The sequence below is a fragment of the Sorangium sp. So ce302 genome, assembly GCF_051530145.1.
GTDB classification, from domain to species: domain Bacteria; phylum Myxococcota_A; class Polyangia; order Polyangiales; family Polyangiaceae; genus Sorangium; species Sorangium cellulosum_B.
The window spans coordinates 9,801,005-9,825,408 of the sequence record NZ_CP150326.1; the positions used below are offsets into that span (position 1 = coordinate 9,801,005).

Genomic DNA, 24,404 nt, shown 5'->3' on the forward strand with positions numbered 1-24,404 from the left:
CTAGGGATAGCAGAACGAGTCGGACGACGCGTCGCCCCCCTCGAGCCGCACCTGGTGAGGGCGCAGCGAGCCAAAATCGACGAAGAACTCGGGATCGACCGAGATGCCCCCGCCCGCCGCCACATCGACCTTGGCCATCCAGCCGCCGACTCCCTCGGGATAGAACTGCTCGTCCCACGACGCATAAAGCGAGTTGGTGAAGTAGACGCGCCGGCCGTCGCGGCTCACCTCGACCATCTGCGGCGCGCCCCGCAGCGGCCCGGAGCGGGGATGCGCCGCCCGTCGCACGATGCCGCCGAGGTGCACTGAGCCAACCAGCTTCGGGTGGAACGGGTCCGATACATCGTACTGGCGGAGCTCGCCCGTGCCCCAGCACGACACGTAAAGGAACCGGTCGTCGAGGGAGAGGTTGATGTCGGTGATCAGCGGCGGCACCGCCTTGAAGCCCTTGAGCAGCGGCGGCAAGAGGTCGGGATCCGCGGGCTCGGCCGGCACCTCGATCACCTTGCGGATCGCCCACCGGTCGCCGTCGCGATGCCAGAGCCAGATCGAGGCGGAGAGATCCTTGACGCTCACGACGACGCCGACGAAGCCATAGGCCTTGGTCGGGTCGTGGGCGGGGCGGAGCTCCAACGCCATCTGGTGCTCATCGCCCAGATCCAGCGCCTGGAGGTGCTTGCGTTTCCGCAGGTCCCATACATGAACGCGGTGACCGTACTTCTTGCCGAGCAGGAGCTCCGGATTCACGCCGTCCTCGATCATCTTCGGCGTCCCCCACTCGCTCGTGAGGAGGGTGTCGTGGCCGAGGTGCCACCAGAAGTCGTAGTGGAGGAACTGCGGCCCGCGATCGATCTCCCATCGGCCGAGCACATCGAAGCTCTCGCAGTCGAGCACGAAGATGCCCCCGGGCCCGTCGCCGTCAGGGCCGCCGAGCGCGCTCACGTAGATGCCGTCGGGGCCGCAGTGCAGCGTGTGCGGGCGAGAGTAGCCGGCCCGCTTCGCGATCTCCTCGGCGCGCACCGTGTGGACGAGCTCGGGGCGGCGCGGGTCCGGCTTGACGTCGAAGACGAAGATGTTCGATGAGCGGAGCGCCGGCAGCAGGAGGAAGCGGCGCTCGACGTGGGGGTGCGGCGCGTAGGGGCACAGGGCGGCGCTGCACGCGTTCCAGCCGGAATGGTGCAGCTCGTCGCCGTAGGTCGGCAGCTCGTTGACCGAGACCAGGGTGCCATACGCCGGCGACCTCGGATCGAGATCGACGACCGTGAGCGCGTCATGGCGCAGCTCGCCCGGGCGCTTCAGCGCGGCGCCCGCGTCGAGCGCGGTCACGTAGGCCAGCCGCTCGGGCGGCGCCTCCATCGCCAGGCGCGGCGACGGGTAAAAGGTGGGATCCGGACGAAACCGCATGCGCTGCGTCTCCTTGGTTCTGGGCGTTCGCGTGTTGTTCCGGGCGCCGCCGGCGAGGACCGGCGCGCTCCGAGCCTACCCCGGCAGATCGGTGCTGAGGAACACCTCGTGGATATCGAGCTTGCTCGGGCCCGCGAACATCTCCTTCGGCGCGCGGTTCCGGTGCGCCTCCGCGAACGCGGGGCTCCTCGTCCAGGCGATGAAATCGTCCATGGACCGCCACCAGGTCTTCACCTCGTAGAACCCCTGCGCGTCCGGGTCCGGGCTCCACGCGCCGGTCGCGTGGTCCAGCTTCATCGGCTTCGGCCTGTGGACCTCGTTCCGGATGAAGCCGGGCGCCTGATCGACCAGGTGGACCCTGTTCTTGAAGCGATCCTCGAAATCGGCCTCGTGGCCCTCGGCGACGGGGATGCGGTTGGTAACGACGATCATCGCTCCTCTCCTTCTTGCTTCTTGCTTCTCGATCGTACGGGAGGCCTGCGGGCGGCGGCAAGCTTGGCAGCGCCTGTGCCCGGCCGGGGCCGCGCGGCGCTGGCGCCGCTCGCGCGCTCCCGCGCTGGCGCCGCTCGCACGCCGGCAGAATGCCTGAGAATCCCTCGGAGCTCAACGCAATGCCGCTGGCGACACGCAACCGATCAGAACCATCGCTACGGATTCACCCTAACCGCTCCGACGTCAGCGGATCTCTCGCACTCGAACGGTACAGACTGGCCCGGAAGACAGACGGGAAAGCCCTTATGGGCTCGCCAGACTCGAGCATTCCTCAGCGGAGCACGGAGAATCGCACGGAGCGGGCCCTTGTTGAATACCTCACAAACCGTGTTGCGTGATCGTGAGTCGCATGGTACTCGGATGGCGTCCGGGGCAACGATCATGCCCTGTTTGCAACGAACGGAGCCGAACACGACGCGCAGCGATCCGCCGGAGCACGATGTCATCACAAGGGAACCTCGTCCTCCGGCCTCATCTGGCTTCGCTCGCTTCGCCTGTTCCGCCCGGGCTCGCGGCGCCTCCGCCGCGCGCTGATCATCGAACCAGAGGGATATGACGAATCACGTCCTCATCACCGGTGGAGCGGGGTTCATCGGATCCCACGTGGCCGACGAGCTCCTGCGCCAGGGGGTCCGCGTCCGGGCGCTCGACAGCCTGGTCCCTCAGGTGCACGGCCCCGACCGCGGCCGCCCGGCCTACCTCGACCCGGAGGTCGAGCTCATCGTCGGCGATGTCCGCGACCGGGACGCGGTGAAATCGGCGCTCCGCGGCGTGGACGCGGTTGTCCACTTCGCGTCCGCGGTCGGTGTCGGACAGAGCATGTACAAGATCGCGGAGTACACCTCGATCAACAACGTCGGCACCGCCGTGCTCCTCGAGGAGCTCGCCGCGAAGCCGGTCTCGAGGCTGCTCGTCGCCTCCAGCATGAGCGTGTATGGCGAGGGGCTGTACCGGGCGGCCTCCGGCGCGGTGGTCCCCGGCGCGAGCCGGCCGCTCGAGCAGCTCAAGCGCGGCGACTGGGAGGTCCGGAGCGAGGCGGGCGAGGCGCTCGTGCCCATCCCGACGCCCGAGTCCAAGCCCCCGTCGCTCGAGTCGGTCTATGCGCTCTCCAAGTACGACCAGGAGCGGCTCTGCCTGATGATCGGGCGCGCGTACCAGATCCCGACCGTCGCCCTCCGCTTCTTCAACGTCTACGGCCGCCGCCAGGCCCTCTCCAACCCGTACACCGGCGTCCTCGCCATCTTCGCCGCGAGGCTCCTCAACGACCGTCCGCCCGTGATCTTCGAGGACGGGCTGCAGCGGCGCGATCTCGTGAGCGTCACCGACGTCGCCCGCGCCTGCGTCCGGGCCCTCGGCGCCGACGCCGCGGTGGGCCAGGTGCTCAACATCGGCAGCGGGCGGTCGTACACCGTGCGCGAGGTCGCCGAGCGCGTCCGCGAGGTGATGGGGAAGAGCGGTATCGAGCCCGAGATCGTCGGGAAATCCCGGCTGGGCGACGTCCGGCACTGCTTCGCCGACATCGGCGCGGCGCAGCAGAAGATCGGGTATGCGCCCCGGGTCTCGCTCGAGGAGGGGCTCCGCGATCTCGCCGACTGGCTCGAGGGGCAGGTGGCGAAGGACGCTGTCGCCCAGGCCCGCGCCGAGCTGGAATCCAGGGGGCTGACGGTATGAGCGCCGCGGCGGATGGCCCGGGCGGCGCGACCGCAGCGCCGGGGCGCCCGGCGCTGATCACCGGCGGCGCCGGCTTCATCGGGGCCAACCTGGCCCACCGCCTGCTCCAGGCGGGAGAGACGGTGATCCTCTTCGACAACCTCTCCCGCCCCTCGGTGGCGCGCAACGTCGAGTGGTTGAGGCGCACCCACGGCGACCGCGTCACGCTGATCACCGGCGACGTGAGGGACGCCCGCGCTGTCGTGGCCGCCGTCCGGCGCGCCTCCAGCGTCTTCCACTTCGCCGCCCAGGTGGCCGTGACGACGAGCCTCGTCCAGCCGGTGGAAGACTTCGAGATCAACGCCCGCGGGACGCTCAATGTGCTCGAGGCGATCCGCGCCGAGAGCGCCCCGCCGCCGCTCCTGCTCACGTCCACCAACAAGGTGTACGGCGGCCTCCCCGACGTCCCGCTCTCGTGCAGCGGCCGGCGCTACGAGCCCGCGGATCCGGAGCTCCGGGCCTCCGGCGTCTCCGAGGCCCGCCCGCTCGATTTCCACAGCCCCTACGGCTGCTCCAAGGGCGCGGCGGACCAGTACGTCATCGATTATGCCCGCACCTTCGGGCTCCCCGCGGCGGTGTTCCGGATGAGCTGTATCTACGGTCCTCGCCAGTTCGGGACCGAGGACCAGGGGTGGGTCGCGCATTTCCTCCTCCAGGCGCTCCGGCGGGAGCCGATCACCCTTTATGGCGACGGGATGCAGGTCCGGGACGTGCTCTTCATCGACGACCTCGTCGACGCGCTCCTCCTCGCCCGCAGGGACATCCGGCAGATCTCGGCGTCGGCGTTCAACGTCGGCGGGGGCCCGGAGAACACCCTCAGCCTGCTCGAGCTGCTCGATCTCATCGAGGAGCTCGACGGCAAGCGCCCCCTGATCGGCTTCGAGGGGTGGCGGCCGGGCGATCAGCGGTACTACGTCTCCGACTGCCGCCGGCTCTCCGCGGCCACGGGGTGGTGGCCGCGCGTCCGGGTCCGCGAGGGGGTGCGCAGGCTGCACGGCTGGCTGCGGGAGATGACGGAGGCGACCGGCGCCGCGAAGGCCGCCGGCGTCGGCCAGCCCGCGAAGGAGCCGTGCGCGGGGGGCGTCCGGTGAGGTTCGCGCTCGTCAACCCGGCCTGGAGCTTCGAGGGGAGCATCTATTTCGGCTGCCGCGAGCCTCACCTGCCCCTCGAATACGGCTACGCCAGGGCGCTGCTCGAGGCCGCGGGGCACGAGGCGACCCTCGTCGACGCCCAGGCCCGGGGCCTCGCCGACGGCGCCCTCCGCGACGAGGTGGCCGCGCTCCGCGCCGACGCGATCGTGGTGACCACCGCGCCGAGCTACCTCTTCTGGCGCTGCGCCCCGCCCGAGCTCCGCGTCCCGCAGCAGGCGCTCCACGCGCTCCACGGGCTGCCAGGGCTCCGGCTCGCGGTGGGCCCCCACGCCTCCACCACCCCCCGCGCCACCCTGCGCAAGCTCGGCGTCGACGCCGTGGTGATGGGCGAGTGCGAGGACGTGCTGGTGGAGCTCGCCGATCGCCCGCGATCGCGCTGGGGCGAGATCGACGCGATCGCCTGGCTGGAAGGCGACGAGGCGCGCGTGCAGGGCGGCCCGCGCGCGTCGGACATGGCCCGGCTGCCGGCCCTCCGCTGGGACGAGGCCACGGTGGCGCGCCACGCCCACCACCACCACCGCTTCGACACCACGCCGATCGGCCCCGGCGCCGAGGTCGAGGCGTCGAGAGGGTGCCCCTACCACTGCACCTTCTGCGCGAAGGACAACTTCCGCGACGGCTACCGCAAGCGCCCCCTCGAGGTGCTCCTCGACGAGATCGACGGGCTCGTCGCCCAGGGGGTTCGTTACGTCTATTTCATCGACGAGATCTTCCTGCCGGATCGCCCGCTGCTCGAGGCGCTCGTCGATCGCCCGGTGTCGTTCGGCGTCCAGATGCGCGTCGACAACTGGAGCCGGGAGATGCTCGATCTGCTCGGGAGAGCGGGGTGCGTCTCGATCGAGGCAGGGGTGGAGAGCATCACCCGGGAGGGAAGGAGCCTCCTGGCCAAGCGCTGCAGGCTCTCGACCGAGCAGCTCGGCGATCTCCTGATCCACGCCAAGAAGAGCGTCCCCTTCGTCCAGGCGAACCTGATCCAGTCGCCGACCGACGATCCCGCGGACGTCGCCGCCTTCCGGGAGCGGCTCCAGCAGCACGGCGTGTGGGCGAACGAGCCGGTGCCGATGTTCCCTTACCCGGGCTCGCCCGAGTACACGATGCGCTGGGGCGCCCCCGACGACGAGGCATGGGAGCGCTCGGTCGCGCACTACCTCGATCGGTTCGATCGCTTCAGCGACCTCCAGGACAGCCGCCCTCTCCCGCTCTCCGCGCTGGAGATCGCGCCCCCCGGCCATGGCTGACGCCGCGCGCGCCCCCGGCTCCGTCCTGATGACCGCCGACACGGTGGGGGGCGTCTTCTCCTACGCGATCGAGCTCGCGCGCGCGCTCGCGGCGCGCGGGGTCCGGACGTCGCTCGCCACCCTGGGCGGGCCGCTCTCCGCGCCCCAGCGCGAGGCCGCGGGCCGCGTCCCCGGGCTCGCCGTCTTCGAGAGCTCCTTCCGGCTCGAGTGGATGGAGGACCCCTGGGACGACGTCGCGCGCGCCGGGGACTGGCTCCTCGAGCTCGAGGAGCGCGTCCGCCCGGCGCTCATCCACCTCAACGGCTATGCGCACGGCGCCCTCGGCTTCCGCGCCCCGAAGCTCGTTGTGGCCCACTCGTGCGTCCTCTCCTGGTGGGCCGCGGTCCTCGGCGGGGAGGCGCCGCCGCGGTACGATCGCTACCGGCGCGAGGTGGCCCGGGGGCTCGCCGCCGCGTCGGCTGTGGTGGCCCCGACCCGGGCGATGCTCGACGCCCTCCTGCGCCACCACGGCCCGCTCCCCGGGGGCGCGCGGGCGGAGGTGATCCCCAACGCCGCCGACCCCGCGCGGTTCGCCCCGCGCCCCAAGGAGGAGCTCGTCCTCGCCGTGGGGCGGCTCTGGGACCAGGCCAAGAACATCGAGGCGCTCGGCGAGGTGGCCCCTCACCTGCCCTGGCCGATCCAGGTGGCCGGGAGCGACGTCCGCCCCGGCGGGGGCGCGGGCGCGACACCCCTCCCCTCGCCCCTCCCCTCGCTCGGACACCTCGGCGTGCTCTCGCCGTCCGCCGTCGCCGCCGCGCTCGGCCGCGCGTCGATCTACGCTCACCCGGCCCGCTACGAGCCGTTCGGCCTGTCGGTCCTGGAGGCGGCGCTCTCCGGGTGCGCCCTCGTCCTGGGCGACATCCCCAGCCTGCGCGAGGTCTGGGAGGACGCGGCCCTCTACGTGGATCCCGGCGACACGGAGGCCCTCCGGCGCGCGCTCCGGGCGCTCATCGACGCGCCCGGCGCGCGGCGCGAGATGGCCACGCGCGCCCGCGCCCGCGCCCTCGGCTTCTCGCCGCGGCGGATGGCCCGGGGCTACCTGCGCCTCTACGGCGAGCTCCTCGGTCGCGGGCCCAGCGAAGAAGAGCGCTCGCCGTGGAGGAGGGAGCACGCGGCGCGCGGGGCGGCCGAGAGGCTCGAGCTGCGCGAAACCTCGGGCATGGCGGCCGCGCCCCCCGTGAAGAAGGCGAGCGCGCCATGCGCATAGCCCTGTTCTGCCACTCCCTGCTCTCCGACTGGAACCACGGGAACGCGCACTTCCTCCGCGGCGTGGTCACCGAGCTCGCCGAGCGCGGGCACGAGGTCCGCGCCTTCGAGCCGAGGGACGCCTGGAGCCTCCAGAACCTCGTCGCCGATCACGGCGAGGCGCCCCTGCGCGAGGTGAGGGAGGTCTACCCGCGCGTCGATCCGATCCGGTACGACCTTGCCTCGCTCGACCTGGACGAGGCGCTCGAGGGCACCTCGCTCGTCATCGTCCACGAGTGGAGCGAGCCCGAGCTGGTCGCCCGCGTCGGCGCGCATCGGACACGCGCGGCACGCGCGTCGTACCGGCTGCTCTTCCACGACACACACCACCGGTCGGTCACGGATCCCGGGGCCATGGCCCGCTACGACCTCACCCGCTACGACGGCGTCCTCGCCTTCGGCCGGGTGATCCGCGACCTCTACCTCGCGCGCCGCTGGGCCCGCCGGGCCTTCGTCTGGCACGAGGCCGCGGACGTCCGCGTGTTCCGCCCGCGCCGCGGGGCCCGGCCGGAGCGCGATCTCGTGTGGATCGGCAACTGGGGCGACGAGGAGCGCACCCGCGAGCTCGACGCGTTCCTGATCGGCCCGGCGCGCGATCTCGGCCTCTCCGCCCGCGTGCACGGGGTGCGTTACCCCGACCACGCCCGCGCCGCGCTCGACGCGGCCGGGATCGAGCACCGGGGCTGGCTCCCCAACTACCGCGCTCCCGAGGCGTTCGCGCGGGCAAGGGTGACAGTCCACGTCCCGAGGAGGCCCTACGTCGCCTCGCTCCCGGGGATCCCGACCATCCGGCCGTTCGAGGCCATGGCCTGCGCCATCCCGCTCGTCTGCTCGCCGTGGAGCGACGCGGAGGGGCTGTTCTCGCCCGGCCGCGACTACCTCGTCGCCCGGGACGGCGACGAGATGAAGCAGCGCCTCGCGGCCCTCCTCGCCGAGCCCGCCCTGGCCGCCGAGCTGGCGGAGCGGGGGCGCGCGACGATCCTCGCGCGCCACACGTGCGCCCACCGGGTCGACGAGCTCCTCGCCATCGCCGCCGAGCTCGGCGTCGAGGTCGACCGCCCCGCGCCCGCCGCCACACCCCAGCGAGCCACGTCATGAACCGACGCAACCCACGCCCGACCCCGAGCCGATCGCTCGACATCGCCTTCTTCGGATCGAGCCTCGTCTCCGCCTACTGGAACGGAGCCGCCACCTACTACCGCGGCATCCTCCGCGCGCTCGCGGCGCGAGGGCACCGCATCACCTTCCACGAGCCGGACGCCTACGATCGCCAGAAGCACCGCGACATCGAGGACCCGCCGTGGGCCCGCGTCGTCGTCTATTCCGGCGCCGACCCCGCGGAGCCCAGGCGGCTCGTCGAGCAGGCCCGGAGCGCCGACGTGGTCGTCAAGGCCAGCGGCGTCGGCGTCTTCGACGAGCTGCTCGAGGCCGAGGTCGCCGCGCTCGATCGGCCGGGGCTCACCACGATCTTCTGGGACGTCGACGCCCCGGCCACGCTGGAGCGGGTCCGCGCCGCGCCGTCGGATCCCTTCCGCGCGCAGATCCCGCGCTACAACCTGGTCTTCACCTACGGCGGCGGCGACCCGGTGGTGCGCGGCTACGAGGCGCTCGGCGCGCGGCGCTGCGCGCCGATCTACAACGCGCTCGACCCCGAGACCCACTTCGAGGTCGCGCCAGACCCTCGATTTCATTGCGATTTTGCGCTGCTCGCCAACCGCCTGCCGGACCGGGAGCGGCGCGTGGAGGAGTTCTTCCTGCGGCCCGCGGCCGCGCTCCCCGGGCTCCGGTTCCTCCTTGGCGGCAGCGGCTGGCAGGACAAGGGGATGCCCCCGAACGTCCGGTACGTCGGGCACGTCTACACGGCGGATCACAACGCCTTCAACGCCAGCGCCCGCGCGGTGCTGAACGTGGCCCGCGACAGCATGGCGTCGGTCGGCTTCTCCCCGGCGACCCGGGTCTTCGAGGCCGCGGGCGCGGCCGCGTGCCTCGTCACGGACGCGTGGGAGGGGATCGAGCTCTTCCTCGAGCCCGGGCGCGAGGTGCTGGTCGCCAGGAGCGGCGACGACGTCGTGGAGATCCTCCGGGCGCTCACGCACGAGCGGGCCCGCGCCATCGGCAGGGCGGCGAAGCAGCGCGTGCTCGCGGGGCACACCTACGCCGAGCGCGCGAGGCAGGTCGAGGCCCTGCTGGCCCGCCCCGACGGCGCAACCCTCACCGCGATCGCGCCGCCGTGAAGCCCATCTCCTTCGTCTTCCTGGGCCTGTCGATCACCTCGTCGTGGGGCAACGGCCACGCGACGACGTACCGCGGGCTGCTCAGGCGGCTGGCCCAGCGGGGGCACAGCGTGCTGTTCCTGGAGCGGGACCTCTCGTTTTACGCCGAGAACCGCGATCTCCCGAGCCCGCCCTACGGCCGGACCGAGCTCTACCGGGATCTCGACGATCTCCGCGCGCGCTTCGGGGGCGCGGTGCGCGACGCGGACCTGGTGGTCGTCGGGTCCTACGTGCCCGACGGCGCCGAGGTCGGCGCCTGGGTGACGGAGACGGCGCGCGGGAAGACCGCGTTCTACGACATCGACACGCCGGTGACGCTCAAGCAGATCGAGCGGGGCGGCGCCGGGTACCTGTCTCCGGCGCTGATCCCGCGGTACGACCTGTACCTCTCGTTCACCGGCGGCCCGACGCTCGAGCGGCTCGAGCGCCGCCACGGCGCGAAGCGCGCGCGACCGCTCTACTGCGCGGTGGATCCGGACGAGTATTTCCCGGAGCGCGCGCCGCCCCGGTGGGATCTCGGCTACCTCGGCACGTACAGCGCCGATCGCCAGCCCACGCTGGACCGGCTCCTGGTCGCGCCGGCGCGCCGCTGGGGGCGCGGTCGCTTCGTGGTCGCCGGCCCGCAGTACCCGGCGGACATCGGCTGGCCCACCAACGTCGAGCGCACGGATCACGTCCCGCCGGGCGCGCACCGCGGCTTTTACGGCGCGCAGCGCTTCACGCTCAACGTCACCCGCCGGGACATGATCGAGGCGGGGTACTCGCCGAGCGTGCGCCTCTTCGAGGCGGCGGCCTGCGGCGTGCCGGTGATCAGCGATGACTGGCCGGGCCTCGACGAGCTCTTCGAGCCGGGCAAGGAGATCCTGGTCGCCCGCTCCCCGGAGGAGGTCCTCCACCTGATCCGCGAGCTCCCCGAGCGGGAGCGGATCGCGATCGGCCAGCGGGCGCGCGAGCGCGTGCTCGCCCGACACACCGCGGCGCACCGCGCCGAGGCGCTGGAGAGATACACCCGGGAGCTGCTCGACGAGCAGGGCGCGCCGGAGCGCCGGAGCGCCCGGGAGACCGGGGACGATGACGTCGACGTGGGGAGTCGACCTGGAGAGGAGGTCAGAGAGACATGAGCGCAGCGCTCCGCATCCTGGTGACCGGGGGCGCCGGATTCGTCGGCTCCCACCTGTGTGATCGGCTGATCCGGGAGGGCCACGAGGTCGTCGCGCTCGACGATCTCTCGACGGGCTCCCGGGACAACGTCGCCCATCTCCTCTCTTACCGGCGCTTCCGGCTGGTGGAGCACGACGTCATGCAGCCGTACGAGCGGGAGGTCGACCGCATCTACAACCTCGCCTCGCCGGCGAGCCCGCCGCATTACCAGCGCGATCCGGTCCGGACCACGATGGTCAACGTGCTCGGCGCGCTCCACGCGCTGGAGCTCGCCGAGGGCTGCGGGGCGCGGGTCTTCCAGGCGTCGACCAGCGAGGTCTACGGCGATCCCGAGGTCCACCCGCAGCCGGAGGGCTACCGGGGCGCGGTGAACCCGATCGGGATCCGCTCCTGTTATGACGAGGGGAAGCGCTGCGCCGAGTCGCTGATGATGGACTTCCACCGCCGTCGCGGGGTCGAAGTACGCCTGGCGCGGATCTTCAACACGTACGGTCCGCGGATGGCGCTCGATGACGGTCGGGTGGTGTCGAACTTCATCGTGCAGGCGCTCCGGGGTGAGGATCTCACAGTGTACGGCGATGGCTCCCAGACACGGAGCTTCTGCTACGTGGAGGACCTCATCGACGGGATCGTCCGGCTGATGGAGCACCCGGCCGAGACGGGCCCGGTGAACCTGGGCAATCCCGAGGAGTTCACGGTGCTTGAACTCGCCGAGGAGGTGCTCCACCTGACCGGGAGCCGGGGTCGGGTGGTGTTCCGTCCGCTGCCCGAGGACGATCCGAGGCAGCGGCAGCCGGTGATCGACCGCGCGCGGCGGGTGCTCGGGTTCGAGCCGAAGGTGCCGTTGCGCACGGGTCTGCGCCGCACGATCGAGGGTTTCCGGAGCGCGCTCGGGCTGGGCCATCGCGCACCGGGGCTCCCGGTGTCGGACGATGACGCACCGTTGCCCCGTGCGGCGAACGGCTGAGCCGAGCCGACCGTGGAGTCGGTGCGGCGCTCGTGATACCGTCAGCTCTCTGACGCCCGATTGTCGCACAGGGCCGTGCGGCGAACGGCAGGGGCACTGCGCCCTTAACTTAGAGCGAAGGAGAGCGGCATGGATCTCAGGGCATGGTGCGCGGCGCTCTGCGCGGCGACGGTGGGTCTCGTGGGCTGCGGCGGGGACTCGGGCACGAGCGATACCAGCGGTTCGCCGGGCGGCTCGGGCTCGGGCGCGGGCAGCGGGCAGGGGAGTGGCTCGAGCGGCCAAGGGGGTTCCTTCGGCGAGGGGGTCGGGTCCGGCAGCGGGTCCGGCAGCGGGACCAGCGGGGGAGGAGGCAGCGGCGCGGCCTCCTCGGGGTGCGAGCACGTCGATGTCGTGTTCGCGCTCGACAACTCCTCGAGCATGGATGAGGAGAAGGCAACGATGCGCGACGTCGTGTTCCCGGCGTTCGCGCAGGCGTTGCTCAATATCGATAGCATCCTCGACTTCCGCGCGGCCGTGATGGACGCCTGCCCCCTTCCCGCCACCTTCCACACGCGCGGCGCCGCGGGCGAGTGCTCGTTCCAGAGCGGCAAGGCGTGGATGGAGAGCACGAGCACCGCGCTCACGAGCGAGTTCCAGTGCGCTGCAGATCTCTATGGGGACGACGTCGAGTGCACCGGCGACAGCGACGACGAGCAGCCCGCGTCCTCCGTCGCCGCCGCGCTGGAGCCGCCGTTCTCGACCGCCGAGAACGCGGGGTTCCTCCGCAACGACGCCCTGCTCGTGGTGGTGGCGATCACCGACGAGGACGAGCAGCCCGTCCCGCGCCAGACGCCGCAGCAGATCCACGATCGGCTGGTCGCCGCGAAGGGCGACGCGAAGAACGTGGTGTTCCTCGGCATCGCCGGGAGGCGGGAGTGCGAGGGCGAATATGGGAGCGCGCAAGAGGCCGAGGACATGCAGGAGCTCGTGGACCTGTTCGCCGCCGACGGCCGTGGCTTCTTCTGGGATCTGTGCGAAGGGCACCTCGAGGACGGCCTCACGAACGCCTTCGCGGCGATCGAAGAGGCGTGTGTGGAGTTCGTGCCCATCAACTGACCGCACCGGCGAGGCGAGCTGACGTAGGGCGGCGCCGTGAGGCGCCGCCGGCAGGCTACCGCGGCAAGCTCTCCTGGTCTTCCTCCGGCGCTTCGCCCTCCTCGGCGCCGAGCAAATCGACTTCCCCCCACAACGCATCGAGATCCAGCCGGAGCCCTTCGCATCCAGGCACATCGATGCTCCCATCGGTCGCGTCGAGCGCGTGCGCGTAGCGCCCATCCGCCCCGAGCTCGAGGACCTCGATGCTCCGGAGCTGCGGATCGACGATCCAGTACCAGCGCACCCCGAAGGCGGCATATTCGCGGAGCTTCTCGACACGATCGCGGCGCCCGTCGCTCGGCGTGGGAGAGACGACCTCGACGGCGATATCGGGCGGGATACGCACGAGCCCCCGCGCTGGTGGCCTCCGGTTCCCGGGGAAAAAGACGGTCACGTCCGGCTTCCGGCCCCGCTGCGGCTTCACCGCGAATTTCGCGTCCGAGCCGCCCACCAGCCCGCCGCGGGGGGTGATCCAGGCGCGGAGCATGTGGATCAACCAGCCGACCACGACCTCGTGAACGTAGCCGGACACCTCTTCCTCCACGAGCAACCCGTCCACGAGCTCGCCCGGCTCATCCTCGGGCAGGGCCGCCCACTCGACGAGCGACATCCGCCGGCCTGACGCGGGTGCGGGTGAACGAGCCGCGGCCTGGACCATGAACAGAGCCTATCACGCCTGCCGCAAGGGGTGTACCGCGAGGGCGGCCCGCCGCTGCTCCCACCAGGCGCGCGCATGCCTCCGCCGCGCCTCGGCGAGGCGCGAGGCATGAGGGCTGGCAGGGGATGACGGCGGGCCCGAGAGGCCCGGGAGACCACCGCAACGCGCTCGATGAAGAGATCCTTGACGGCAGACGATGCCATCGTTATAAAAAGTAACACCGTTACGTACGACGATGGCGGCGGCTGCGCCGCCCGGAGGCCAGGCGACACGGACATGGCGAGCGCGCGCCCGAAGACCACGAAGACCAGCGGCACGACCCAGGCGGAGCGCCTGCAGGCGTCGAGCCAGCAGCGCCGCGAGCAGCAGAAGGAGAACCTGCGGGGCGCCATCCTGGCGGCGGCGGGCGAGCTGTTTCTGGAGCAGGGTTACGAGGCGTTCTCGATGCGCCAGGTGGCCGAGCGCATCGGCTACTCGGCGACGACGATCTACCGCTATTACGAGGACAAGGACGATCTCCTGTTCGCCATCGTTCACGACGGCTTCACCGAGTTCCAGCGGGCGCTCGTCGCCGCCGCCGAGAGCACGGCGGACCCGATCGAGCGGCTCGTGGCGCTCGGCGCCGCGTACGTTCGCTTCGGCATGGACAACCCGGTGCACTACCGGCTGATGTTCATGCAGCGCTTCGACTTCGTCTTCGACCAGCGGAAAGCGCGGCAACAGCCGATGATCGATTCGTTCAACGTGCTGCAAGACGCGGTCGCGTCCGCGATGGACGCCGGCGCGATGCAGCGCGGCGACGTGGAGCGCCACAGCCAGGTGGTCTGGGCCCTGGTCCACGGGATCACCGCCCTCGGCCTGGCCGATCGCGGCCGCTTCACGGCCGACGACGTCGACCGGACCCTGGAGATCGCCATGAAGATGATGGTCCGAGGCCTGCGCCCCTGATCGCTCTCTTTTTTTCCCGCAAAGTTAACACTGTTACGAATAGTTTCGTCGTTACAACCAGCAGCCGGTGGAGGGTATGATGGATAGGGTCTTTGGACTGAGCGGCTTCCTCGTGATGCCGTTCTGGTTCCTGATGGTTTTTCTGCCCCGCTCTCGATGGACGCGGCGGATCATGGAGTCGCCGCTCGTGGTCGCAGCGCCCGCGCTGCTCTACACGGCGCTCGTCCTGCCGGTCATCCGCGAGGTGTTCCCGATCGTCAACCAGCCGAGCCTCGCGGCGGTCGCCCCGCTGCTCGGCTCGCCCGCGGGCGCCACGATCGGCTGGGTTCACTTCCTCGCCTTCGATCTCTTCGTGGGCCGGTGGGTGTACCTCGACAGCCGCGATCGCGACATCTCGCCGTGGCTCATGGCGCCGGTGCTCTATCTGACGCTGATGCTCGGGCCGATGGGGTTCTCGCTCTACCTCGCCGTCCGCGCGATCGTCGCTCGATCGCCGCGCGCCGTCGTCACGACCGCGGCTCCGCGCCGCGCCGGGGAGGCCTGACATGAGCGCCCGCTCGCTGAGCCCCTCGCTCTCGCTGCCTCGCTCGATCGAGGAGCTCCTCCGGCGAAGCCCCGTCCTGTTCATGGCGGCGGCCGCCCACGTCGCGCTGCTCGTCGTGCTGCTCGCCGCCGCCCCGCTCGACGCGCGCCTCGTGATGGGGGTGAACCCGTGGATCAAGCCCGCGAAATTCGCCGCCTCGATCGCCATCTACCTCCTGACGATCAACTGGCTCGTCGGCGATGTCGCGCTGCCGCCGCGAGGCCGGAGGGCCGTCGTCTGGGGCACGGTGGCGATGGTGAGCTTCGAGATGATCGCGATCACCGCACAGGCGGCGCGGGGCGTGGCGTCGCACTTCAATCAATCGACGCTGTTCGACGGGGCGGTGTTCGCGCTCATGGGCATCGCCATCCTGGTGAACACGGCGCTCGCGGCGTACCTCGCGACCAGGTTCTGGGCGACGCGACCTCCGCTGCCGGCCCCGTATCTCTGGGGCATCCGGCTGGGTCTCCTGCTGTTCCTGCTGGCCTGCGCGGAAGGCGGCTTCATGTCGACGTACAACGCGCACAGCGTCGGCGTCGCCGACGGCGGGCCCGGGCTCCCCGCCGTCAACTGGAGCACGCGAGGAGGCGACCTGCGCATAGCCCACTTCTTCGGGATGCACGCGCTGCAAGCCGTCCCGCTGGTCGGGTACTGGCTGTCGGCGCGGGCGCCGGGGTCGGGGCCGCGCACGCGGCGGGCAGTGGGATGGGTGGTCGCGTTCGGCATCGGCTACGGCGCCGTCGCGCTGGCGCTCTTCCTGACGGCCCTCGCAGGGCGACCGCTGATCCGGATGTAGCGCGCCGAGCGGACGGCGATCCTGCGCGGCTGGGGTCAAAGAGGCGAGCCGGCGCGGACCGCCGACGATGGCGCATAACGATGGGCGCGAGCGGGACGTCATCGACCGGACGACGGCGCCTGCAATGAATCCGTCACTTCATCGTCACCGACGGACAACAACAAGCAGGCGCCACGCCACACAACTGACACAAATTCCGTCTAGGCTCTCCAGCGCGTCTGCGCCTGCCGCTGTTTCCCACCCGCGAGGCTCGCCATGCCTGACAATTTCGTCGTCCAATCAAGCGCCCTGCCCTCTTCCACCAAGCTCGTAGCTTTTCACGGCACCGAGGGCATCTCGAGGCCCTATCGCTTCGAGCTCTACCTGGTGATGACGAACGACGTCGGCCAGAGCTTCGATATGGCGGCGGCCGTGGGGCAGCCGGTGAGCATCTCCCTGGAGCGGAGCGACGGCGGCGAGCCCTTCCTTCGGAGCGGCGTCCTCGGCAGCATCGAGCTCATCAACGAATTCGCCGGCCGGTCCGTCTTCCGGGCCACCATGGTCCCGCGCCTCGCCCTGCTCGCCATGTCGTTTCACAGCCGTGTCTTCACCGCGCAGGCCATCCCTGCGATCCTTCAAGCCGTCCTTCAGAAGGGCGGCGTCACGGACTGCGCGCTCCAGCTCCAGGGCTCCTACACCGCCGAAGAGCACGTCTGTCAGTACCGCGAGACCGACTATGCCTTCGTCGCCCGGTGGATGGAGCGCGAAGGCATCTATTATCACTTCGAGCACGGGGAGGGCGGCGAGACGCTGGTGCTGGTCGATGACAAGTCGGCCCATCAGCCCCATGGCGGCAAGCCCATTCGTTATTTCCCGCAGCCAGGCGGCGCCAACACCGCGAAGGACACGTTCCACGCCTTCACCTGCCGGCATGACGCCATGCCCGGCACGGTCCGCCTCAAGGACTACAACTACGCCACGCCGGCCGTACCGGTCACCGGGCAGGCGTCGGTCAGCCCCAATGGCTTCGGCGAGGTCAGCCTGTACGGCGCGCGGTTCTTCTCGTCGGGCGACGGGGCGCGGCTGGCGCGGATCAAGGCCGAGAGCCTCGCCGCGACCGGCGTCGTCTACCAGGCGATGGGCAAGGCGGCGACGGTGGTCCCCGGGTTCACCTTCGAGATCGAGGACCACCCGCGGGCCGCGTTCAACACGAAGTACCTGACCATCGAGGTCGAGCACTGGTCCAACCAGGCCCCGGACATGCCCGAGCTCCGCGACTTCGCGACGTGGACCGAGAACTACCGCATGGAGGCCAGGGCCATCCCCGTGACGACGCAGTTCCGCGCGCCGCAGGTCACCGAGTGGCCGCGCATCTACGGCACCGAGATCGCGGTCGTCGAGGGCGCGGCGGTCAGCGAGTACGCGCAGATCGACAGCCATGGTCGCTACCGGATCAAGTTCCTCTTCGACGAGAGCGACCTGAGCGGTGGGAAGGCGTCGACCTGGGTCCGGATGCTCCAGCCCCATGGCGGCGGCATCGAGGGCTTCCACTTCCCGCTGCGCGCCGGCGTCGAGGTCATGTGCGCCTTCGAGGGGGGCGATCCCGACCGGCCGGCCATCGTCGGCGTCGCGCCCAACGCGCTCACGCCGAGCCCGGTCACGTCGGGGAACAACACGCGGAACGTGATCCAGACGGGCGGGCGGAACCGGCTCGAGCTCGAAGACCAGGCCGGGCAAGAGCGGGTCACGCTGTCGACGCCTTATGACAACACCTACCTCCGGATGGGGGCGCCCAACGGCGGCGCGTCGTATGAGGTCAAGTCGCAAGGCCACGCTTATGTGTGGATCGGAGGCAGCTCCGAGAACATCGTGACTGGCAACCGAACGGCGATCACCGTGGGCATCTCCGAGAGCGTGATCGGGGGCTTCAGCTTGAGCGCCGTCGGGGGGTACGCCGGGAGCTTCATCGCTGGATACGCACAGAACGTGATCTTGGGCTATCGCCACACGACCATCCTCGGCAATGAGAAGACGATCCTCCGCGGCAACCGAAAGACCACCATCACGAAGGATCGTACCACGAGGATCGGGGGCGACGACACGTTCATGCTCGTGGGCGATCGCGTCGCGACCATCAGGGGCAACAGCAGCTTGCGCGTCTTTGGGAGGCGTAACACCCATATCCAGGGCAGCGACAAGAGCACTTTCTTCAACGGGCGAGAGACGACGATCCACGTGTCGAGCCAGACGACGGTCAACGGCACCAGCGAGGTCGATATCAACGGCCCGCGACGTGCCGACATCCGGGGTCACGCCACCGGCAACTTTTACGCAGGGCGAACGACCCACGTTCACGCGGGGGGAATCAGGAAGACGATCAGGGGTGGTACCACCGCCGAGGTCTTTGGCCCAGTCAAACTCACACTTCACGGGCCGAAGCAAAGCACTGTCAATGGCCCCGCCGAGAGCACCATCACCGGGCTCTACAAAACCACCATCGGGTCGCGCATCGAGATCATCAAGGGGACCAAGACCGAGAGAATCAACGGGCTGGCGTACAAATATGCCCCCAAAGAAATAAAGAAAGTGACGTTCGCGGAGGTCAACGCGAAGGGGCTCAAGCATAGCGTCGAGCTGTATCGCATTCAATACCAGCTCGGCTTCCACAAGGGGCAGCTGCACCTCATCCAGTAATTCACCTGCTGCTTGCGGAACAGGCTCGCGCTGAGCGCCGAGCCGAACGACCCATCGAGCCCGCCCCCTGGAGTCCGTCGGATGAAAATCGTCAAGCCCATGCGCCTCGGGGTGGTGCCGAGGGTCTTCATGCACCAGCGCACCCCGCACCTCGTGGTCACCACCTTCGTCGGCTTCTCCTACGACCGGCCGGCCCGGCTGCTCTATGAGCCCACGGTCTGGAAGATGGCCATGGAGGAGCTCGGCGAGGACGGCCTCCTCGACGAGTTCAACCCCAAGACCCGGGGCGAGCTCCTCGTCACGGGCCGCTGCTATCCGCCGGGGCGCGTCGCCCGCCCCGCGAGCTCGGTCCGCGTCCAGCTCGGACCCATCAACAAGAGCCTCTACGTCATCGGCGACCGGACGTGGGGGATGCTCGGCATGTCGGACCCGGCGCCCTTCACCGAGATGCCCGTCACCTGGCGAAACGCCTTTGGCGGGAAGGATTTCGCCAGGAACCCGCTGGGCAAAGGCCACGGCGACAAGAGCGCGGCGCTCCCCAACATCGAGTCGCCCAAGCACCTCATCCACGCGCGCAGCGACTGCCCGACGCCCGCCGGCCTCGACGGCTACGACCTGACGTGGCCCCAGCGGTTCTCCAAGATCGGCACCTACGACGCGGCGTGGCGCGACGAGTGCTTCCCTGGTCTTGCGCGGGATCTGGACCCGACGCTGTTCAACATGGCCCCGGAAGATCAGCAGATCGACGGGGTTTTCCGGGGCGACGAGGCCTTCGTGGTCGAGAACATGCACCCCGACAAGCCCCGGATCGAAGGCGCCCTCCCCGGGGTTGCAAGTCGATGCTTCGTCGTCCTCAAGACGAGCGACGGTGTGGAGATCCACGAGCCCGCGATGAAGCTCGACACGGTGCGTCTGTTCCCGCACCGCGAGCGCGGGGTCGTCCTCTTCCGCGGCGGCATCGAGATCTCCGAGGACGACGCGGACGACGTGGTGGCGGTGCTGGTTGCCTGCGAAGCCATGGATGCGCCCAGGCCCGTCGCCTATTACCACGATTACCTGATCCCCCGGCTTGGCCTTCCGAGCAACGATCTCCCGGATGACCAGGACGACGTGCTCATGCCCGAGCCCGAAGATCCGGAGGCGCCGCCGCTGCCCGATGACACGCTCTCCGGACTCGCGTCGAAGCTCAGGCGGGAGGGGTTTCTGGGAGGCACTCCGGCTCGATCCGTCAAGCGCGCGGCCAGAGCCGCGGCCGGCGCCGGTGTCGTCACCGCCGGTGTCCACGAGGCGGGAGCAGCGGAGGACCCCGACGTCGAAGCGGCCGAGGCCGAGTTCGAGGGGGACCAGGACGTCGAGGCGACCGAGGCCGAGCTCGCCGAGGCGGGGACTGACGCCGAGCACCTCGTCGCCGCGGCCGACGAGGACGAGGCGGAGCCAGCCACGGACTTCCCGGAGGGCACGGAGACGGAGGAAGAGGAGAGCCCCGCGTGGTCCCAGGCGGACACAGGGGTGAACCACGAGGCGGACACGGAGGCGCTCGCGTTTGCAGCCTCGGCGACGACGCCCGCCCTGGAAGACGACCCCGAGGAGGCCGAAGCGCTTCGCGCGCAGGAAGCGCTCACGGAATGGGGCAAGAAGCAGCTGCGAGACCATGGCATCGATCCTGATGCGCACCTCGCCCAGGAAGAGCCCTCCGACGACCTCGAGTCCCTCGATGACCCGGAAGGATCCGAAGAGGCCGTGGTCCGCCTGGTCGAGGGCAAGCTCGGCAGCGGGCTGACGGCGCACGGGGTCGACGTCGGTGCCTTGTTGGCGAAGGCGCGTCAGAACGACGCCGAGCGTCCGAGCGAGATCAGGATGTCGGAGGTCCGCGAGCGCATGCGGCGGTCGCTGACGAGCGAGGGCTTCACGCCGGAGAAGACCGAAGAGCTGGTGTCGTCGCTGGATTGGCAAGCCTTCGAGGACGAGACCCAGGCCGCCGCTGACGAGGACCTCGACGACACATTCCACCTCCCCGACGAGGCGCCCGAGGCTGCCCACGCCCTGCCCGAGGACGAGGCCTGGGGCGGTGAGCCTGCGGACGACGAGGGCTTCGCGTCTGCGGAGGATCTGGACGACAGGGCTTCGTCTTTCGCCGAGCTGGGCGAAGACGGGCCGCGGCTCGCGCATCTCCTGGCGGCCCCCGCGCTCCTCGACAGCGAAGAATCGCTGCGACTTCGCCGCGAAGTGGAGGCCGGGCACAAGGAGGGGCGGAGCTTCGCAGGGTGCGACCTCACGGGCGCCGACCTCTCTCACCTCGACCTCGAGGGGATCGACCTCGAGGGCGCCATGCTCGAGTCGGCCTTTCTCACCGGGAGCGTCCTGCGAAAGGCGAAGCTCACAGGAGCCGTCCTGGCGCGAGCCAACCTGGAGGCCGCGGATCTCTCGGAGGCCAGGCTCAACGGCGCCAACTTTGGTTCGGCGTGCCTGCGGGACGTGAAGGCCACGGGAGGCGTCGATTTCGGCGAGGCCGTGCTCGTCAAGGCGGACCTCTGGGGAGCGGATCTGTCCGGCGCCAATCTCTCGCGCGCCGACCTCTCCGAGGCCAATTTCTGCGACACCAACCTGGAGAACGTCGTTGCGGAAGAGGCGATGTTCCAGCAGGTGGACCTCACGGGAGCGCGCCTCGTGGGCGCGCGGCTCTCGGGGTGCACCTTCAACGAGGTGAACGTGACCGAGGTCGATTTCACCGGCGTCGACCTGAGCTCCGCCACCTTCATCGCCGCCCAGGGCGACCGCGCCATCTTCCGGAACGTGATGGCAAAGGACCTCACGAGCGTGATGGGCTCGTCCTTCGCCGGCGCAGACTTCTCCGGCGCGACGCTCGCCGGCGCGAACCTGATGGGGACGAGCCTCGCCGGCAGCGACCTCTCCGACGCCGACCTGCGCGGCGCGCTGCTCAACGAGGCCGACCTGACGGAGGCGAGCCTCGATCGCGCGAACCTCGCCGAGGCCATGCTGACCCGCGCCAACCTCACCAGGGCGTCGCTCTACGCCGCCGACCTGAGGCAGAGCATCATGAACGGCGCGTGCGTCGAGGGGGCCAACTTCGAGAAAGCCAACCTGTTCAGCGCATGCGCCGATCGAATGGTTGGAGATGACGACACGAGCTTTGCCGGCGCCAACCTCAAGCGACTCAGGGTAATACCGGCCTAGAGGGAGCATGGACAGGGAAGCGCTGTGCAAGCTGATCGAACAAGAAGAGGTCGTTTCGGAGCTGGACCTGTCGGGCTTCGACCTGTCGGGGCTCGACCTCTCCGGCGGGATCTTCGAAGATGTCCGCTTCACCAACGCCAACCTCACCGGCGTCAAGGTGCGCGAGGCGATCTTTCACCGCTGTGACCTCGCGGGAGCCAACCTGAAGGGGCTGGATTTTCACCTTGGCACGGCCATGGACTGTACGCTCGCGGGGGCCGTGCTCGCCGGCGCCTCGCTGGTTGGAGCGAGCGTCTCGGCCGTGGACCTCGAATCGGCCGATCTGACCGGCGCCGACCTCTCGTCGGCCACCATCGACCATGCCCAGCTCAAGAACGCCCGACTGGTCCGGGCCGACCTGACCGACGGCACCCTGTTTGGCGTCACGCTCGAGGGCACGGACTTCTCTCAGGCCAACCTGACCAGGGCCGTCCTGTTCCGTCAGGACCTGTCCCAGGCCATTCTCACGGGGATCACCCTCGTGGAAGCGATCCTGGTCGAGGTGCGGATGGGGCCCAAGGACTTCCGGCGGATGGACCTCAGCAGAACGCAATTTACGAGCGCCGACCTGCGCGGCTGCGACTTTTCAGGGGCCACGCTGACGCAATGCGGCTTCAAGGGCGCCGACTTGACCGGGGCTCGGCTGGACGGCGCCGTCGCCCAGCGGGCCGACTTCGTCGAAGCGACCCTGATGAACGCGAGCCTCACCCAGGCCGACCTGAGCCAGGCGCTCTTCGTCGACGCGCGCGCGGGCGCCACGAACCTCTCGGGCGCGCGGCTCGAGATGAGCGTCTGGCACCGGGCGAGCTGCCCGGGCGCCCGCTTCTGCCGGGCAGACCTGAGCCATGCGGACTTCTCCCACGCCGACGTGTCGTTCGCCGACTTCTCCGACGCGACGCTGTCGCGCGCGCGGCTGCACCGCGTGACGGACAAGGGCACGATCTGGCCGCCGAGCAAGGCGCTGGCGCACGGAGACGACCAGGAGCTCAAGGAAGCAGAAGACTGGCAGGCCAACGTCCTTGGGAGGCCTGCCGGCAGTCAACGCACCCCTCACTCATGAGGAAACCATGCAGAGCGCAGCAAGAGCGAGACAAACCCAGCGGGAAGCCCACGTCGAACACGGCGCCGTGCTCCGCGTCGATGGCTCCGCGTACATCGTCGAGACCGAGAGCGGCGAGGTCCGCGCGAAGCGCGCGACGAGCTGCCTGCTGGAGCCCGCCGCCGGAGACCTGGTGCTCCTCACCGCCGTGAACGGCGCGCATTACATCCTCGCCGTTCTCGAGCGGGAGGAAGGCGCGCCCTCGCACCTCGTCTCCGAAGGAGATCTCCAGATTCGTCTGCGGCGCGGCTCGCTGGGCCTCGCGGCGCCCGAAGGTGTACACGTGGCAGCCGGCAAGGACCTCTCGATGGCCGCATCGACCTTCCGTGTCCAGGCCAAGGAGGGGCACGTCGCGCTGGAGCTGTTCACGTTCCTCAGCAAGATGGCCCGCGGGGAGGTCGACCGGGCCAAGCTGATCGGCCGCAGCCTCGACTCGGCGCTCGAACGGCTGTCGCAGAGGGTGAAGCGCTCCTACCGCATCGTGGAAGAGGCTGACCATGTGCGCGCCGAGCGCATCGACTACGCGGCCAAGGGCAACCTCGTCATCCACAGCGAGAACGCCAAGATCACCGCGTGCCACGTCGTGAAGATCGACGCCGATCAGATCCAAGTAGGGTGACCGAACATGTTTGCAATCACATCGCGCGGTGGAATGGACTTTGGCATCCCGGACGTCTGCCGTCTTCCGACGACCATCCCCGTCCCGTTTCCAAACTTTGCGGCGAAGCCCATGGGGACGTCCCCCGCGTACAAAGTGCGCATCGGGCCCGCTCCCGTCCATACCCTGGCGACGACCATTCCGCTCACCTCCGGCGACAACCCCGGGCTCCTTGGCGGCGTGATCTCCGGCCGCAACATGGGCCCCGCGAGGCGTCTCCGGTTCTCTCGCAACACGTTGTGGCAGGGGAAACCGGCGGTGGTGCTCAGTGCCAACGGCCTCGGGAACCAGATCAATACGAACTCGACGACCATCGTCCCGAGTCAGACCAAGGTCCTGATTCTCAAGTGACGTCCGCTCGGTCATCCGCGAGAGCCGCCCGCGAGAGCCGCCCGCGAGAGCGCCCCGAGATCCCGCCCTGCTCTGACCGCTGAGGGACACCCACGTGGCCATCGACGAAACTACCCGCATCCGCCTGGGGATCATTCAAAAGAAATACGGCGATCGCCTGGCCCGGAGCACGAACGGCTCCAACCCGCCGGACCGGCGCCAGGTGTTCATTGATGAATTCCGGCGGATCCTGGCCGACATCTTCGTTCCCACGTTCGAGGCCATCGGCCGTGAGCTCGCCTCGTCAGGGCACGCTTACCGGATCGAGCAGGACGTGGGCGAGAAGACCCCCAGCATCGAGTTTCACCTCCTGCTCCGGGGCGTGCCGGCGAAGGCGAACAACCTGATCCGCCTCTTCTACAGCGCCGAGGCCGCGGGCGACGGAGAGGTGATCGCCGAGGTCAACGTCTACCAGACCCTGACCGAGCTCACGCGGTTCCGGGTGCTGGCTCGGGTCACCCGAGAGGTCGCGGAGCAGATGTGCGTGGACGCCATCGAGCACGTCTTCGCCTGCAACGCTCGCTGAGAGGCTTTTGCGATGCCTGCGGCGC

The 24,404-nt window shown here is 69.9% G+C and carries 21 protein-coding genes; 18 read left to right on the forward strand and 3 right to left on the reverse strand.

Annotation, left to right across the window (positions count from 1 at the left end):
• Window positions 1–1,404, reverse strand: coding sequence for a selenium-binding protein SBP56-related protein (locus WME73_RS37125; RefSeq protein ID WP_437741046.1), 1,404 nt, complete (start codon window positions 1,402–1,404; stop codon window positions 1–3).
• A 75-nt stretch (window positions 1,405–1,479) separates the two neighbouring features.
• Window positions 1,480–1,836, reverse strand: coding sequence for an antibiotic biosynthesis monooxygenase family protein (locus tag WME73_RS37130; RefSeq protein WP_437710456.1), 357 nt, complete (start codon window positions 1,834–1,836; stop codon window positions 1,480–1,482).
• A 612-nt stretch (window positions 1,837–2,448) separates the two neighbouring features.
• On the opposite strand from WME73_RS37130, the gene WME73_RS37135 reads away from it, so the two are divergent.
• From WME73_RS37135 to WME73_RS37175, 9 genes are all read left to right on the forward strand, one after another.
• A complete protein-coding gene (locus tag WME73_RS37135; RefSeq protein ID WP_437912624.1) occupies window positions 2,449–3,567 on the forward strand; it encodes an NAD-dependent epimerase/dehydratase family protein in 1,119 nt (372 codons plus the stop codon).
• On the forward strand, window positions 3,564–4,697 hold the full coding sequence (locus WME73_RS37140; protein ID WP_437912625.1) for an SDR family NAD(P)-dependent oxidoreductase: 1,134 nt from the start codon (window positions 3,564–3,566) through the stop codon (window positions 4,695–4,697). The genes WME73_RS37135 and WME73_RS37140 overlap by 4 nt, the downstream gene beginning before the upstream one ends.
• Window positions 4,694–5,995 carry a TIGR04295 family B12-binding domain-containing radical SAM protein gene (locus WME73_RS37145; protein WP_437912626.1) on the forward strand — a complete coding sequence of 434 codons (1,302 nt, stop codon included), beginning with the start codon at window positions 4,694–4,696 and terminating at the stop codon, window positions 5,993–5,995. The genes WME73_RS37140 and WME73_RS37145 overlap by 4 nt, the downstream gene beginning before the upstream one ends.
• Entirely contained in the window at window positions 5,988–7,241 is a 1,254-nt protein-coding gene (locus WME73_RS37150; RefSeq protein WP_437912627.1) for a glycosyltransferase family 4 protein, read from the forward strand. Before WME73_RS37145 ends, WME73_RS37150 begins: the two co-directional genes overlap by 8 nt.
• The gene (locus WME73_RS37155; protein WP_437912628.1) at window positions 7,232–8,377 is read left to right on the forward strand and encodes a CgeB family protein; all 1,146 of its coding nucleotides are present in this window, start codon (window positions 7,232–7,234) and stop codon (window positions 8,375–8,377) included. The genes WME73_RS37150 and WME73_RS37155 overlap by 10 nt, the downstream gene beginning before the upstream one ends.
• Complete coding sequence (locus tag WME73_RS37160) at window positions 8,374–9,513, forward strand: CgeB family protein (protein WP_437912629.1); 1,140 nt, start codon at window positions 8,374–8,376, stop codon at window positions 9,511–9,513. Before WME73_RS37155 ends, WME73_RS37160 begins: the two co-directional genes overlap by 4 nt.
• Window positions 9,510–10,673 carry a CgeB family protein gene (locus WME73_RS37165; RefSeq protein ID WP_437912630.1) on the forward strand — a complete coding sequence of 388 codons (1,164 nt, stop codon included), beginning with the start codon at window positions 9,510–9,512 and terminating at the stop codon, window positions 10,671–10,673. The genes WME73_RS37160 and WME73_RS37165 overlap by 4 nt, the downstream gene beginning before the upstream one ends.
• Window positions 10,670–11,680: a UDP-glucuronic acid decarboxylase family protein gene (locus WME73_RS37170; RefSeq protein WP_437912631.1), complete on the forward strand. Its 1,011-nt coding sequence runs from the start codon at window positions 10,670–10,672 to the stop codon at window positions 11,678–11,680. Before WME73_RS37165 ends, WME73_RS37170 begins: the two co-directional genes overlap by 4 nt.
• A 129-nt stretch (window positions 11,681–11,809) precedes the next feature.
• Entirely contained in the window at window positions 11,810–12,775 is a 966-nt protein-coding gene (locus WME73_RS37175; protein ID WP_437912632.1) for a hypothetical protein, read from the forward strand.
• A 55-nt stretch (window positions 12,776–12,830) separates the two neighbouring features.
• On the opposite strand, the gene WME73_RS37180 is transcribed toward WME73_RS37175, so the two are convergent.
• Window positions 12,831–13,472: a Uma2 family endonuclease gene (locus WME73_RS37180; RefSeq protein WP_437741056.1), complete on the reverse strand. Its 642-nt coding sequence runs from the start codon at window positions 13,470–13,472 to the stop codon at window positions 12,831–12,833.
• Window positions 13,473–13,655: 183 nt separating this feature from the next.
• Here WME73_RS37180 and WME73_RS37185 point away from each other — a divergent pair, with 183 nt between their 5' ends.
• The 9 genes from WME73_RS37185 (at window position 13,656) to WME73_RS37225 (ending at window position 24,379) form a co-directional block, all read left to right on the forward strand.
• On the forward strand, window positions 13,656–14,420 hold the full coding sequence (locus WME73_RS37185; protein ID WP_437741057.1) for a TetR/AcrR family transcriptional regulator: 765 nt from the start codon (window positions 13,656–13,658) through the stop codon (window positions 14,418–14,420).
• A gap of 76 nt (window positions 14,421–14,496) precedes the next feature.
• On the forward strand, window positions 14,497–14,964 hold the full coding sequence (locus tag WME73_RS37190) for an ABA4-like family protein (protein ID WP_437912633.1): 468 nt from the start codon (window positions 14,497–14,499) through the stop codon (window positions 14,962–14,964).
• A 1-nt stretch (window position 14,965) separates the two neighbouring features.
• Window positions 14,966–15,799: a hypothetical protein gene (locus WME73_RS37195; RefSeq protein ID WP_437741059.1), complete on the forward strand. Its 834-nt coding sequence runs from the start codon at window positions 14,966–14,968 to the stop codon at window positions 15,797–15,799.
• Window positions 15,800–16,054: 255 nt separating this feature from the next.
• Complete coding sequence (locus WME73_RS37200) at window positions 16,055–18,472, forward strand: type VI secretion system Vgr family protein (protein WP_437741060.1); 2,418 nt, start codon at window positions 16,055–16,057, stop codon at window positions 18,470–18,472.
• Between the two features lie 81 nt (window positions 18,473–18,553).
• Complete coding sequence (locus tag WME73_RS37205; RefSeq protein ID WP_437912634.1) at window positions 18,554–21,667, forward strand: DUF2169 domain-containing protein; 3,114 nt, start codon at window positions 18,554–18,556, stop codon at window positions 21,665–21,667.
• Window positions 21,668–21,674: 7 nt separating this feature from the next.
• On the forward strand, window positions 21,675–22,766 hold the full coding sequence (locus WME73_RS37210) for a pentapeptide repeat-containing protein (RefSeq protein ID WP_437912635.1): 1,092 nt from the start codon (window positions 21,675–21,677) through the stop codon (window positions 22,764–22,766).
• 7 nt (window positions 22,767–22,773) lie between these two features.
• A complete protein-coding gene (locus WME73_RS37215) occupies window positions 22,774–23,424 on the forward strand; it encodes a DUF3540 domain-containing protein (RefSeq protein ID WP_437741063.1) in 651 nt (216 codons plus the stop codon).
• 6 nt (window positions 23,425–23,430) lie between these two features.
• Entirely contained in the window at window positions 23,431–23,814 is a 384-nt protein-coding gene (locus WME73_RS37220; RefSeq protein WP_437741064.1) for a DUF4150 domain-containing protein, read from the forward strand.
• Window positions 23,815–23,908: 94 nt separating this feature from the next.
• Complete coding sequence (locus WME73_RS37225; RefSeq protein ID WP_437912636.1) at window positions 23,909–24,379, forward strand: hypothetical protein; 471 nt, start codon at window positions 23,909–23,911, stop codon at window positions 24,377–24,379.
• Window positions 24,380–24,404: the final 25 nt, after the last annotated feature.